The organism is Paenibacillus sp. J14 (assembly GCF_000518465.1).
GTDB classification, from domain to species: Bacteria; Bacillota; Bacilli; order Paenibacillales; family Paenibacillaceae; genus Fontibacillus; species Fontibacillus barengoltzii.
Map to the genome: position 1 here is coordinate 37208 of NZ_JADQ01000018.1, position 14380 is coordinate 51587.

10 protein-coding genes are annotated in these 14380 nt (G+C 51.0%); 1 reads left to right on the forward strand and 9 read right to left on the reverse strand.

Annotated elements, in window-relative coordinates; genetic code table 11:
* Positions 1–2 precede the first annotated feature (2 nt).
* The gene (locus tag M891_RS0108995) at positions 3–839 is read right to left on the reverse strand and encodes a YitT family protein (protein ID WP_028538588.1); all 837 of its coding nucleotides are present in this window, start codon (positions 837–839) and stop codon (positions 3–5) included.
* A 381-nt stretch (positions 840–1220) separates the two neighbouring features.
* On the opposite strand from M891_RS0108995, the gene M891_RS0109000 reads away from it, so the two are divergent.
* Positions 1221–4283, forward strand: a complete 3063-nt coding sequence (locus tag M891_RS0109000) for an endo-1,4-beta-xylanase (RefSeq protein ID WP_028538589.1) — start codon at positions 1221–1223, stop codon at positions 4281–4283.
* A 55-nt stretch (positions 4284–4338) separates the two neighbouring features.
* On the opposite strand, the gene M891_RS0109005 is transcribed toward M891_RS0109000, so the two are convergent.
* The 8 genes from M891_RS0109005 to ahpC all read right to left on the reverse strand — a co-directional run bounded on the left by M891_RS0109005 (position 4339) and on the right by ahpC (position 14255).
* Complete coding sequence (locus tag M891_RS0109005; RefSeq protein WP_028538590.1) at positions 4339–5859, reverse strand: ABC transporter substrate-binding protein; 1521 nt, start codon at positions 5857–5859, stop codon at positions 4339–4341.
* A 27-nt stretch (positions 5860–5886) separates the two neighbouring features.
* The gene (locus M891_RS0109010) at positions 5887–6648 is read right to left on the reverse strand and encodes a response regulator transcription factor (protein WP_016313882.1); all 762 of its coding nucleotides are present in this window, start codon (positions 6646–6648) and stop codon (positions 5887–5889) included.
* 7 nt (positions 6649–6655) lie between these two features.
* Positions 6656–8383, reverse strand: a complete 1728-nt coding sequence (locus tag M891_RS0109015) for a sensor histidine kinase (protein WP_028538591.1) — start codon at positions 8381–8383, stop codon at positions 6656–6658.
* Positions 8384–8517: 134 nt separating this feature from the next.
* Entirely contained in the window at positions 8518–10032 is a 1515-nt protein-coding gene (locus M891_RS0109020; protein WP_028538592.1) for an ABC transporter substrate-binding protein, read from the reverse strand.
* 61 nt (positions 10033–10093) lie between these two features.
* On the reverse strand, positions 10094–11023 hold the full coding sequence (locus M891_RS0109025; protein ID WP_016313885.1) for a carbohydrate ABC transporter permease: 930 nt from the start codon (positions 11021–11023) through the stop codon (positions 10094–10096).
* Between the two features lie 12 nt (positions 11024–11035).
* Positions 11036–11980 (reverse strand): ABC transporter permease, encoded by a 945-nt coding sequence (locus M891_RS0109030; RefSeq protein WP_016313886.1) that lies wholly within the window; start codon positions 11978–11980, stop codon positions 11036–11038.
* 170 nt (positions 11981–12150) lie between these two features.
* A complete protein-coding gene (gene ahpF, locus M891_RS0109035; protein WP_028538593.1) occupies positions 12151–13680 on the reverse strand; it encodes an alkyl hydroperoxide reductase subunit F in 1530 nt (509 codons plus the stop codon).
* Between the two features lie 11 nt (positions 13681–13691).
* Positions 13692–14255 carry an alkyl hydroperoxide reductase subunit C gene (gene ahpC / locus M891_RS0109040; RefSeq protein ID WP_028538594.1) on the reverse strand — a complete coding sequence of 188 codons (564 nt, stop codon included), beginning with the start codon at positions 14253–14255 and terminating at the stop codon, positions 13692–13694.
* Between the last annotated feature and the right edge of the window lie 125 nt (positions 14256–14380).

The window sequence follows — 14380 nt, forward strand, 5'->3', positions numbered from 1 at the left end:
TCTCACTTCGAAATATCCAAAAACCCTTCCCCAAACACATCCCGCACATCGTGGATCGTCAGAAAGGCGGAGGGGTCGATAGAGCGGACGATCTTTTTCAAGGTGGATACCTCTTGCTTGCTGATCACGATATAAAGGACCTCCTTCGGGTTCTTCGTATAGTAACCATGACCTGAGAGGACGGTAACGCCTCGCTCCATTTCGGTGACGACCATTTCGGCGATGTCGTCCTGCTTCTCGGAAATGATGGTGACGGCTTTCTTGGGATTGAGTCCTTCGATCATGAAGTCCATCACCTTCGTGCCTATATACAAGTTAATGATCGTCAACATTAGCTTCTCTGGGCCAATGATGAAATAAGAAGAGAACGCCACGATCAAATCAAAAAACAACAGCGCGTAGCTGATATTCCAATCCAGATATTTATTGGCGATCCGGGCCAAAATCACGGTCCCCGCCGTTGTCCCGCCGACCCGGACAATCAGACCGATACCAACACCTACAAATACGCCGGCGAATACCGCGTTAATGGTAGGCTCGTTTGAAGCGATTCGCCAGCTCTCCGTCAAATGCAGGAACAACGAGTTAAACGCCACCGCAATGATCGTATAGATCGTCGTCCGCCGATCCAGAAATTTGTACCCGACAATCAGCAGCACCCCGTTGATCACGATATTGACCAGCGACGGCGACCACTGGAACAGGTAGTACAAAATGATCGTGACCCCCGTGACGCCTCCCTCACCGAAGTCGTTCGGTATGATAAACAAATTGACCGCCAGCGCAAATAAAAAGGCCCCTACAATTAAGACTGCAATATCCGCGGCATACTTCCTCATCTTCATTCCAACTTCAAACCTCTCTCCACCATGTTTCTGCTCTCACAACCAGAACATCGTAGCGATTCGGATTTTGAAAGTCAAGATGACTTTAACAAGTTAGATCGTTAACACAGGGCTGGATTTACGCGTTAGGATGGTTAAGAGCAGTCAAACCCATGAGTGCCTAAATAGGAGCCATTTTCTAACCTCTGTGCTGAAGAAGACAGAACTCTTAAACGCACCTTCACCTTCTAAAATAACCAAGGAAAGTTCTTTAATTTCGGGAAAGCCGAAGCTCCCAGCAGAATGGTATGATTTGTGGCAAGAAAGGAGGAGCCTTCAAATAGGAAAAAATGTAAGCGCTTAACAAACTATTCCATGACAAAGGGGAGTGAGTCCATGAATCAAACGATGAAACGCGCCTTCATGCTGCTGATCGCCGCGATGTTGCTGCTGCCTGCAGGATGGCCAGTCAACGTAACGAAGGCTGAAACCGCAGCTTCGGACGACACGGTGACGGTGTATCATGAGGACTTCGCGAGTGGAATTGGTCAAGCGGTTCAATCGGGGGGCGCGACCCTAACGTATGTCAGCGGCAAAGTGTTTACTGGGAATGAGGACGGAGGCGCCCTGTATGTCAGCAATCGGGTCAACAACTGGGACGCTGCTGATTTTCGGTTTAGCGACATGGGCCTCACGAACGGTAAGACCTATACGGCACACGTGACGATTTACGTAGACGCTGACGTTAGTTTGCCAGCCGACGCGAAAGCCGCGCTCCAAACCGTAGACAGTTATGGCAACTATGCCGAGACGGACTATGTCGCAGGGCAAGCGGTGACGTTGACGAAGGAATTCACCGTAGATACGAGCGCGGATCGAGCGCTGCGCATTAACTCCAACGCCGCAGGCGCTGCGGTTCCTTATTACATTGGAGATATTCGCATCACAGAAACAGACAGCTCCGGCGGCGGCGAACAACCGCCTAGAGATCCGGCCCTGCCTTTCACCACGATCACCTTTGAAGACCAGACCACCGGCGGCTTCACAGGCCGGGCGGGCACAGAAACGTTGACGGTAACGAACGAAGCGAATCATACGCCGGGCGGTGCCTATGCGCTGAAGGTAGAGGGCCGTACCAACACCTGGCACGGGCCATCGCTGCGTGTTGAGAAGTACGTCGACCAAGGTGCAGAATACAAAATCTCAGCCTGGGTGAAGCTGATTGAGCCTGCCAGCTCGCAAATCCAGCTGTCCACGCAAATCGGTGATGGCAGCAGCGCCAATTACGTCCAACTCTCCTCCAAAACGATCAACACCGGGGACGATTGGGTTCAATTTGAAGGCACCTACCGTTATAACAGCGTAGGCGGCGAGTTTTTAACGATCTATGTGGAGAGTTCGAACAATGCCTCCGCTTCTTTTTACATTGACGACATCCGTTTCGAACCTACTGGATCCGGCCCAATCGAAATTCAGAAGGATCTCGTCCCGATCAAAACAGCATACCAAGACGACTTCTTGATCGGCAGCGCTATCTCGGCTGAGGATTTGGAAGGCGTACGTCTGGAGCTCCTTAAGATGCACCACAATGTTGCCACCGCCGGTAATGCGATGAAGCCCGATGGCCTGCAGCCAACAAAAGGCAATTTCACCTTTACCGCAGCGGATGCCTTGGTGGATCAAGTTCTTGCCGAAGGCATGCAGATGCATGGTCACGTCTTAGTATGGCATCAGCAGTCACCAGCCTGGATGAACACAACAACGGATGCGCAAGGTAACACGGTGCCTTTAAGTCGGGCAGAAGCCTTGGCTAACCTGCGCACCCATATTCAAACCGTTATGGAGCATTTCGGCGACCGTGTGATTTCTTGGGACGTCGTGAATGAAGCGATGAACGATAACCCGGGGAACCCTAGCGATTGGCAAGCTTCCTTGCGGGAAACTCCATGGAAAACCGCGATCGGTGCGGATTATGTCGAGCAGGCCTTCCTCGCCGCCAGAGAAGTGCTCGACCAGCATCCGGAATGGAATATCAAGCTGTATTACAACGATTACAACGAGGACAACCAGAACAAAGCCCAGGCTATCTACCACATGGTCAAAGCGCTGAACGACAAATATGCACTGACCCATCCCGGCAAACTCCTCATCGATGGCATCGGCATGCAAGGTCACTATAATGTCAACACGAATCCGGAGAATGTGCGGCTCTCCTTGGAGCGCTTCATCTCCTTGGGCGTAGAAATCAGCATCACCGAGCTGGACATCCAAGCCGGCAGCAACTATGAGCTGTCGGAGAAGCTGGCTAATGCGCAGGGGTATTTGTACGCGCAGTTGATGCAGCTGTTCAAAGCCCATGCGGATCATATTGCACGCGTGACCTTCTGGGGATTGGATGACGGCACAAGCTGGCGCTCCTCGACCAACCCGTTGCTGTTCGACAAGAACCTGCAAGCCAAACCAGCCTATTACGGCGTAATTGACCCCGCCAAATTTATCGAAGAGCACCAGCCGGACGTGTCGGAGGCGAATCAATCCACCGCCCTCTATGGCACACCTGCCGTAGACGGAGCCGTCGACGCGATTTGGAATCAAGCGCCGGCGATGCCGATCGAGCGGTACCAGACCGCTTGGCAAGGCGCAACCGGTACGGCCAAAGCGCTCTGGGACGACCACAACCTGTACGTCCTGATCCAGGTCAATGACGCGCAGTTGGATAAGAACAACCCCAACCCTTGGGAGCAGGACTCTGTCGAGGTGTTCCTGGACGAAAACAACGCCAAGACCTCGTTCTATCAAAGCGATGATGGACAATACCGCGTGAACTACGCCAATGAGACCAGCTTTAATCCGGAGTCCATCGCCGAAGGCTTCGTATCGGCAGTCCGGGTCAACGGGACAAACTATACGGTCGAAATGAAGATCCCGCTCAAAACTATCACCCCGGCGAACGATGTCAAAATCGGCTTTGACGCGCAGATCAACGATGCCAAAGACGGCGCGCGCCAAAGTGTAGCTGCCTGGAACGACACCACCGGCAACGGGTATCAGGACCCTTCCGTCTTCGGCGTGCTGACGCTGACAGGCAAAGGCCCTGTCGATACAACACCGCCGGTCTTGGAGCTGACCGTCAGCCCATCCGTCCTCTCCACGCCTAATCACAAGCTGGTTCCGATCAAGGTTACCTGGAAAGCCAGCGACGAAGGATCCGGCATTGATACGATCAAGCTGGTATCCATCACCAGCAACGAGAGCGATAACGGGGTGGGCGATGGCAACACGGCCAACGACATTCAAGGCGCAGACTATGGGACGGCGGATCAAGAGTTCTTGCTTCGAGCCGAACGTTCGGGCAATGGAAACGGAAGAATCTACACCATCACCTACGAAGCAACCGACAAGGCGGGCAATAAGACGACGGCTCAAGCCACAGTCAAAGTCCCGAAAGGGAAAAAATAATACCAAAAACGGCGGTGCCAGGATTCCAACTCCTTGCACCGCCGTTTTTTCAGACTCACTGTTGCTTCGAGGCGCTCCAGGCATCCAGCTGCTTCTGGATCTCGGCCCGAACCTCGTCCAGCCCCGCCTGCTTCAGCTCCTCATTAAACTTCGGCAGCTCCGTGTCGACGTCTACGCTGCCGGTCATGAGGCTGGGATAATATTTTTGCCATACCATCTTAATGTTCTGGATCTGGATCGGCATCATCGATAAATCTGGCGTAAACCCAAACGTGCTGGACTTCACGGCCCGGGCGTTCGAGGCGCGGAACTCCTCCCATTTGTTTAACGGCTCTGGATCGTCTCCGCCTCGCGTCTTCAGAATGAACCAGTTGCCTTGGGTATAGGTCACGCCCGTGTACCCCGGCAATGCGTCCGGGATCGGGTTACCGTCGGCATCCTTCCTTGGGATCAGCACGACTTGGCCGTTCTTGTCTATCGTGTAATGCACGCCTTCGATCCCATAGTTGAACAGGTTCCGCACCTCAGGATCGGTATTCAGCAGATTCAGGAACTTGATACATTCGACCGGGTACTTCGTATCGGCGCTCACTGCCATAACGCCTCCCCGCACGTCCTCGGTCGTGACCACCTCGGTCGTGACGGGATGCGCCACCACTCTGTAGCCGCGATCCTTACTCCAGCTATGATCGGACAAGGGACCGCCGCTCGACGCCTTCCAGAACACCTTTTTGCCCCGCTCCAGTTCCTGACTTTCCCTCAAAGCCGCATCCTCATTGATGTAGCCGGCCTGATAATAATGCCGCAGCGTATCCATCACCTGCCGGGCTTCCTCCGTTTCGAAGATGTTCACAACCTGAGGGGTCGGCTCTAGTGACCGTACCATCAACGGGAGTTCCTTATCAATAACATACTCATAACCATGTAAAGCGAAGAAGTTATGGGAGTCTTTATCCAGCTCCATTGGCAGATACTCAGGTTCCTTCTGCTGGATCATCTGCAGCAACGGCTCCAGGGATTCCAACGTGTTGTACTTCGTAATATCGAGGTTATACTTGCTCACCAGCTCTTCCGGATACATCCATTGTTGGCGGACCGCGAGTTCCTTGTTGGTCGGCACCCCGTAGATCCCCCCGTCGTCCATGCGCACCCCTTCCCAAAAGATCGGGTCAATCACATCATACATATCCTTGCCCGTATTGGACAGATAGTCATCCAGCCGCAGCCAGGCCCCGCGTTTGACATATGTCGTGAACTCAGGGGCGTATGCGATGTCGAAGGGAGTTCCTGCCGATACCATGGCGTTCAGGCGGTTTTCGTATTCCTGCCATCCGACCTTGTTATAGGTGATCGTGATGCCGATTTTCTTGGCCAACACTTCATTGATTTTGGCATTCACCAACTCCAGATCCGGATCCGGCTCTCCAATCGTATAGTAGACCAGATTGACCATGTCCCCATGGGGCGCCGTAGCCCCTTTATCCGAAAAAAGGGAACAACCCACGGCCAACAAGGCTAACAAGCCGGCGACCACCGCGCATAGGGTCAGGTGTCTGAACCAAGAGGGCTGCTGCATAACATCCTCCTTTCCGCTACGAGGAGACTAGCTTTTTTTCCGTAAATCTGATGGGGACATGCCAAAGTATCCTTGAAACTGGGTATAAAAATAATTCAAATTCGGATACCCGACACTATGCGCAATACTGGAAATCTTCTCGTTGGTGGTCAGGATCTGTTCCTTCGCTTGCAGCATCCGGTAAGCCATCAAATACTCCGAAAACTTCATGCGGGTTTCCTTTAGAAACAGCTGCCCCAGGTACGTGCTGTTCATGCGAAACCGCTCAGCTACCGACTTCAGGGTAATGTTCTGAGCGTATTCCGCCTTCACCATCAGCAATATGCGGTTCGTAAGCTTGGACAGTTCCTCGTAAGGAATGCCCAGGATCGGGTCTATATTCAGATCTTGCTTATGAATCCCGTCCAAGTCCCCGTTCAGGTCCTCCACAATGATCTTCTCAATCACCGTCTGCAGCTTGGAACGATCGACGGGCTTGAGCAGATAGTCCTTCACGCCGCAACGGATCGCCGCTTGGGCATATTCAAACTCGCTGTACCCGCTCATAATGATATATTGGGTTGGAAGACGCAGCTCATTGAGCTTTTGGATAATCTCATAACCGAGATCCGGGCCGATACGTACGTCGAAGATAGCGATGTCCGGTATAATCTCCACAGATTTAGCGATCGCATCTTCCCTCGTTTCACACGTCTCGATCAGGTGGAAGCCGTACTCTTCCCAATTCAGGGTTCGCTTCATCCCCTCCAGAATCTGCGGTTCATCATCTACGATCAGAAGTTTGTACATCCTGCAGTCACCCCTTTGAGATGATTACGGTAATTTTGACTCCTGCTTCCTCATTATTCTCAATTTCCATCCGAAAAGCGTCCCCATAGAAAAAGCTCAGCCGAGTATACACATTCCTTAGCCCAATGCTCCGAACGGGGGCATCCTCTCTGCTGTAAAGACATCGTCTCACTTCCTCCAAGCGCGCTTCAGGTATACTTTTGCCATTATCCACAAATTCGAGAACGAAGCGCCCTTCCTCCTCCCAGCCATTCACGACGAGCAAATTAAATTCACTGCTCGGATTAAAGCCATGCACGAAGAAGTTCTCAGCCAGCGGTTGCATCCAAAATTTCACCGTGGATATGGCAAGCAGCGGCTCTTCCACATCAATTTGATAATAGAATCTTCCCGGATATTTGAGCTCCATGATGCTTAAAAATTTCTGCAGCAGCTCCAGTTCTTCGCCGATCGTAATAATATTATCTTTGTGGACGATATCGCGGTACAAGGAGCCTAGGGTCGCGATCGCATCCGCAGTATCCACGTCCTTGTGCAACAACGCGGTAGATCGAATCGACTCCAGCGTATTATAGAGAAAATGCGGGTTGATCTGATGCTGAAGCGCTTTCATCTCGGTTTCCTGCTGCTTGAGCTTTAGCAAATATTCCGTACGGATATGTTTGTCCAGCTCATGAACCATATCGTCCAATTCCCGGGCAATCATCCCGTACTCGTTACGGCGATATCGGGCAGGGGAATTCGGTGTGAAATCGGCCGTTTTGACCCGTTTAATGGAATTGATAATATGCTTCAAAAATCTGGCGTCATCTCGCATGTTGTAGCTGATGAGCATCAGAACGCTGATCATGGCCAGCAAGACACTGCCAACGATGGTGGCTAGTATGCCCGCTTTCTCACGCATCAGATGGGACAAGTCCACAAGCATGATCAAACGGTAATCAAACTTCGTGGATTGGAAGTTCATGAAGAAGACATTTTTTAATCCGCCAAGGGAAGAAAATCCGCTGTTGCGGGTCTCTTCAGCGGCGCGCAGAATCATCTCCTGCGTTCCGTGATCCATCCCGGTGATCATGTACACTTCACCCGTACCACTGACGGCAGCGGCGATATCCAATTTATAGCCAAGAATCTTTCGGAATAACGGTTCGCTGCCAATCAGGAAGCGAAATTCCCCAATCTGACGAGAGATTTGGTTTGGATCGGACAGCTTCTTCCGGTACACAAATCCTTTCTCCAATTTCTCGCGAAAAATCTCATCCGTATTCGGAACGCCAAACCGAAAGCTGACATTGCCGCTGTTGCTAAACCGCACGAGGTTGGCCCCGTTCTCGGTATGCAAACTGACTTGCGTGAGATCCCCCTTCATCGAGCTGTATAAGAAGGCCCTCATATCTTCAGGGAAGGAAACCAACGGCTCATTATACAAGCTGTATTCCAGTCTGCTCGTCAGATACCCTTCCGCCGTGTTTCCCAAGAAATATCGGACATCCGTCATCAAGCGGTCATTGGAATAGATCCGCTGCATATAAGCCTCAATACGATCGGTATCATACTGCAGTTCGCTCTCGACCCGGCCGAAGGCGCTGACCGCCTCGTTACGAGCCCCCTCGATCCACTGATAGATGAGCACCGCGCAGGTCATAAGGCCCAGCACGAGACCGATGGCTACGACAAACACCGTATAGGCAATGAATTTGTTGCGATAGATTTTAATCTGCCAAAAGGAACCCACTCCCGCGCCTCCTTCACCGTTAGTCTTGCGGCGCTGATTCCATTGCCCTCATTCATTCCCATTATATCATCATATGGGAAAGCCCGAACGGGGAATCCTCCTCCGTCCGGGCTCACTTACTCGGGCTTTATTTCTTATTGAAAGAAGGCATCGATTTGCTCTTGAGCTGCCTTCATGATCGTATCCATCCCGGCTTTCTTAAGTTCTTCAACAATCTTCGGTACCATCTTCTCCGGATCGGATGCGCCCGTCAGCAACTCGTAACGGTATTTATCCCATGTTGCTTTTACGTTCGCCACTTCCGTTTGCAGATTCGTTGTGTCGAGCGAGAAGCCCAGCAAGGCCGAAGCTGTTGCTTGTTCGTTCAGCTTTTGAACTTGTTGCCATTGATCTTCTGGAGCCCCTTTGGTTGTTGCCATGTTGAAGAATGTGCCTTGCGTATAAGCGGCCAGCGGCCAAGTATCGGAAATCCGTTCAACCACTTTCTCGCCATCTACTTTCACATAGTCCACGCCTTCTTCACCAAAGGCCAGCATGTTACGCAGCTTCGGATCCGTATTCACCAGCTCCAGGTATTTCAGTGCTTCCTTCTTATACTTCGAGTTCGCCGAGATTCCGTTGAGGGAACCTTGAATCGTAGCCGTCGTATAGAGCGGACCATAAACTTGCGTCATATCGTACTTTTCGACGCCTTCGTTAATTTGCCAAGTGATATCCGCGCCTGGGAAGCCTTGTGCACTGAAGAATGGACGGCCTTTGTCGGCTTCAGGCTTGGTTGGAGCATCTGGATTGATAATGCCATCTTTGTACCATTGGTGCAAAATCTTCAGTTCATCCATGATATCTTGCTGTTCCAGCACGGAAACGACTTGACGGGAAGCGTCGTCTACCTTCACGCCAACCGGAGGGAAGCCCAGTGCAAGATCGTCATACCGATTGAAGAATCCGTTAAACCCATCGCCTTGCGTCAGTGGCAACGGATAGAAGCTCTTGCCTTCGCCTGCTTTCATATCGTGGAACGGTTTATCCAGATCCTTCAACGTCTTGATGTTGCTTAAGTCGATGCCGTATTTATCAACATATTTGTGGTCGAACACCCAGTATTGGGTCATCGAAGAATCCTTATAGGTTGGCACAGCATAGATTTTGCCGTCAACCTTCGTCCCATCCCATACTTTCTCTGGAATGAAGTTGTACAGCTCCGGCGTCTCACTTTGCACCAGCTCGGTGATGTCCGCCAATGCGCCCATCGTCACTTGCTGATTGTATTTGGAGACGTTGGTAAACAGAATGTCGAAAGGTTCACCCGTATTTACAATCGTATTGATTTTGGTGTCCCACTCGCCCCAGCTGGCTACCTTGATATCTACTTTGACGCCAATTTTTTCTGCGGTGTATTCATTCATCGCTTCGACGGCTTTCTCGAAGTTATCCGGAATTTGTCCGCCAATCGTCCACCACACCAAGGTCGGGATTTCCCCAGAACCTGTTGTTGTCGAGTTATCTGTAGAGGTGTTGGAAGAAGTGTCCGATGGCGTATTGCTGGACGACGAAGAATTGGAGTTTGAACCGCCGCCGCAAGCCGCAAGAACGGACAAGAAAAGCATCACAGCACATAGAGTAGAGATGAGCTTCAAAGACCTTTTCATAGATATATCCTCCCTTTGAATATATATTTCATAAACTGAGACAAGCTCAGCTTATTTCGCATTAGCCTTTGACCGCACCTACCGTCAACCCGGAAATGAAGTAGCGTTGGAAGAACGGATACGCAAAGGCGACAGGAAGCACGATGACGATAGCCACCGCCATCCGGGCCGATTCCTTAGGCATCGTGGCCACCAGCTCGGCGTAGCTGATCCCCAGGCTCGAGGCATTTCGAGCCAGCGCGTCAACGTTGCTCATCAAGTTATTCAGCAGCGCCTGCAAGGAATACAGGTCCTGATTGTTGATGTACAACATCGATTGGAACCAGTCATTCCAGTAACCAAAGCACAGGAACAAACCAATCGTAGCGATCACCGGCAACGAGATCGGCAGGATGATCGAGAAGAAGATCCGGAGCTGGCCGGCCCCGTCGATTTCCGCGGATTCAATTAACCCATCCGGGATCGTGCTTTTGAAGAACGTCTTACAGATGATGACGTTAAACGAGGAGACCGCCAGAGGCAGAATCAACGCCCATACCGTATCTTTCAAACCCAGCATATTCGCATTGATATAGTAGCTGGAGACCAAACCGCCGTTAAACACCATCGGAATAAAAACGACCCAAGTCAGGAACCCCTTCAGCTTATAGTTCGGCCGGGACAGAACGTACCCCATTGAGGTGGTGAGCAGAATGCCCAGCACCGTTCCGACGATCGTAACGAAGACCGAGATCCCTAACGCCTGCAAAATGACCGTTCCTTGCTTGGCGATATACCCGTAAGCCTCTCCCGAGAACGCCGTTGGGATCAGGTGATACCCATTCTCCCGGATCGATTGCTCACTGGACAGCGAGATCGACAACACCACCAGCATCGGCACGACGCAAATCAAAGCCAGGAAGAAGAAAAGGAGATGAAGGAGCACGTTCACCCCTTTACTTGGACGATTAAATCGGTCCAGGCCGTTTTCATACACCGTTCTTGCTGCCATATCTGCACCTCCTTAAATCATCGCGCTGTCAGGATCGATTTTGCGAACCGTCCAGTTCGCGGCCAGAATCATCAGACAGCCCAGAACCGACTGTACGAAGGCTGCTGCCGAGGCCATCCCCACCGTTGCGGTTTTCAACTGCTTGTAAACCATAACATCAATGGTTGTGGTCACATTAAACAGGGAGTTGGAATCCCGCGGCACCTGGAAGAACAGCCCGAAATCGGTATAGAAGATGCGTCCCACCGCCAGGATGAACATCATGACGATAACCAGCTTCATCAGGGGAAGCGTAATGAACCGGGTCTGCTGCCAAAGGGTGGCGCCGTCGATGACGGCCGCTTCGTAGTAAGTTTTATCGATACCCGCGATGGTCGCCAAATACACAACCATACCGTAGCCAAGTCCCTTCCACACATTCATAAAAATCAAGAAGTAAGGCCAATATTGCGGTTCCATATACCAGTTGATGGGATCTACTCCCCAACCAGCCAGCATTTGATTCAAAATCCCTTTATCGAAGCTCAAGAACGCCCAGCCCACAGCCGAGACGACAACCCAGGAGAGAAAGTACGGCAGGAACATCATCGTTTGATAAGCCTTGCCTGCCTTGCGGTTGTGAAGCATCCCGATCATTAATGCCAAGGCTACAGGGATCACAATTCCAAGAACGATAAAAATAATGTTGTAGCCGATCGTGTTACGGATAATGATCCAGGCATCGTTGGACTTGAATAGGAACTCAAAGTTCTTGAGACCTGCCCATGGGCTCTTGAATACATTGCTCAGAAAACCGCCGGTGATTTTGAAGTTCTTGAAGGCAATGATGATACCGAACATCGGCAGGAAGCTGAACAAGATGTACCAGATTGTGGTTGGCAAAGCCAACAAGGTCAGCTCCGTGTCTTGCTTGCGCCAACGCGTCCGTAAGCGCTTTCCATTTAGCTTCGAGTCCATACGCGGTCACCTCTTTCCACTTCAGCTTGTTTTGTTCTGGATACCCTCATTTTATTGGAAAGACAGCGCTTTCATCTAGACAACAAACTTGAGACTATAGTCAAAAAACGTTAGGTTTACACACCAAAAAGGCCCGCTCAATGAGCGGGCTTTATCGATAACGCCATATTTTATTGATTGCGAATCAGGTAATCGAAGGCACCTAATGCTGCCGTCGCGCCAGATCCCATGGAAATGATGATCTGCTTGTAAGCCGTATTCGTGCAGTCGCCGGCGGCAAATACGCCAGGAATGGTTGTAGCTCCGCGGTTGTCGACGATGATCTCGCCCATCCGGGTGCGTTCCAGTGTGCCTTCCAGCCATTCGGTGTTCGGTACGAGACCGATTTGAACGAATACGCCTTCCAGCTCCAGATGCTTCTCTTCGCCGCTTTCCCGGTCGATGTAAGTCAGTCCGTTCACCTTGCTGTCGCCTGTGACTTCCTTCACTTGCGCGTTCTTGATCACAGTCGCATTTGGCAAGCTGTTCAGACGATCTTGCAGAACCGAGTCTGCTTTCAGCTCAGACATGTATTCAAGCACGGTTACATGCGAGGCGATGCCCGCCAGGTCGATGGCTGCTTCTACGCCGGAGTTCCCTCCGCCAACAACAGCCACGCGTTTGCCTGCGAACAGCGGACCATCACAGTGCGGGCAATAAGCCACGCCTTTGTTCTTGAATTCCGCTTCGCCCGGTACATTCATGTTGCGCCAACGGGCCCCTGTGGAGATGATCACGGTCTTGCTCTTCAGCACAGCACCGTTCTCCAATTCCACTTCAACCAAGTCGTTCTTGCGAAGACTCTTCGCCCGTTGCGACGTCATGATGTCGATGTCATATTCCTTCGCATGTTCTTCCAAGCTTGCTGCGAGCTTCGGACCTTCGGTATATTTCGTACCGATCAAGTTCTCGATTCCCAAGGTGTCGTTGACTTGGCCGCCGAAGCGTTCTGCCACGATCCCGGTACGAATGCCTTTGCGTGCAGCATAAATCGCTGCGCTGGAGCCCGCAGGTCCGCCCCCGATCACAAGCACGTCAAAAGGTTCTTTACCTTCAAACGCAGATGTGTCCGAAGCGCCCAATTTCGCCAAAATATCCTCAACGGACATCCGGCCATTGCCAAACAACTCGCCGTTCAAGAATACCGTAGGCACTGCCATAATCTCTTTGCTCTCAACTTCATCTTTATAAGCCGCGCCGTCGATCATGGTATGGGAAATACCAGGATTGAGCACGCTCATCAGGTTCAACGCCTGAACGACGTCCGGGCAGTTGTGGCAGGACAAGCTCACATATGTTTCAAAGCGGTATTCACCTTTAATCGCTTTGATTTGATCAATGATATTTTGCTCCACCTTAGGTGGTCTTCCGCTGACTTGCAACAAAGCCAGTACCAGGGAAGTAAACTCATGGCCCAGAGGAACACCGGCAAAGGTGATGCCGGTGTCTTCCCCCACGCGATTTACGCTAAAGCTTGGGGTTCTGGGTAAACTCGTTTGCTCGACGGTAATTTTATCCGACATGGTGGACAACTCATTCACGAGGTCCAGCATCTCGTTCGAAACCGCATCGGTTCCGGCACTGACTTTCAGCAGAACATTCCCTTCCAGAAGCTGAAGATATTGCTCTAATTGTTGTTTAATGTCTGCATCCAGTTTCATAGTCGGTCTCCTTAGATTTTGCCTACCAAGTCAAGGCTTGGTTTCAAAGTAGCGGCGCCCTCTTTCCATTTCGCAGGGCACACTTCACCTGGATGGTTGTGAACGTATTGAGCAGCTTTGATCTTGTCGATCAGCGTGCTTGCGTCACGTCCGATACCACCAGCGGTAATTTCAATCGCTTGGATCACGCCGTTCGGGTCGATAATAAAGGTAGCGCGGTCAGCTACGCCTTCTTCTTCGATCAATACATCGAAGTTACGGGAAATTGTGTGAGTTGGGTCACCAATCATAATGTAAGTAACCTTGCCGATCGCTTCGGAGCTGTCATGCCATGCTTTGTGCACGAAATGGGAGTCCGTGGAAACGGAATATACTTCAACGCCAAGCTCCTTCAGAGTAGCGTAGTGATCTTGCAAGTCTTCCAGCTCAGTTGGGCATACGAAAGTGAAGTCCGCTGGATAGAAGCAAACAACGCTCCATTTTCCCTTGAAATCTTCGTTGGAAACCTCGATGAATTTCCCGTTGTGATAGGCTTGCGCTTTAAAAGGCAATACTTCTTTTCCAATCAACGACATGATTTGAACTCTCCTTTTATCTTTATTGTTTTCTTCTGGTTATTTATATTAATTATTATATGCTAATGATTCTCACTGTCAATTCAGTTCATCAAGTCTTCATAATTAATATACCCGGAATAGCC

Bases quoted from the DNA above. Each gene is read 5' to 3' on its own strand.
- ahpC (WP_028538594.1), bottom strand. From the start codon at position 14,255: ATGTCGTTGATTGGAAAAGAAGTATTGCCTTTTAAAGCGCAAGCCTAT.
- M891_RS0109010 (WP_016313882.1), bottom strand. From the start codon at position 6,648: ATGTACAAACTTCTGATCGTAGATGATGAACCGCAGATTCTGGAGGGG.
- M891_RS0109020 (WP_028538592.1), bottom strand. From the start codon at position 10,032: ATGAAAAGGTCTTTGAAGCTCATCTCTACTCTATGTGCTGTGATGCTT.
- M891_RS0108995 (WP_028538588.1), bottom strand. From the start codon at position 839: ATGAGGAAGTATGCCGCGGATATTGCAGTCTTAATTGTAGGGGCCTTT.
- M891_RS0109025 (WP_016313885.1), bottom strand. From the start codon at position 11,023: ATGGCAGCAAGAACGGTGTATGAAAACGGCCTGGACCGATTTAATCGT.
- M891_RS0109000 (WP_028538589.1), top strand. From the start codon at position 1,221: ATGAATCAAACGATGAAACGCGCCTTCATGCTGCTGATCGCCGCGATG.
- ahpF (WP_028538593.1), bottom strand. From the start codon at position 13,680: ATGAAACTGGATGCAGACATTAAACAACAATTAGAGCAATATCTTCAG.
- M891_RS0109005 (WP_028538590.1), bottom strand. From the start codon at position 5,859: ATGCAGCAGCCCTCTTGGTTCAGACACCTGACCCTATGCGCGGTGGTC.
- M891_RS0109030 (WP_016313886.1), bottom strand. From the start codon at position 11,980: ATGGACTCGAAGCTAAATGGAAAGCGCTTACGGACGCGTTGGCGCAAG.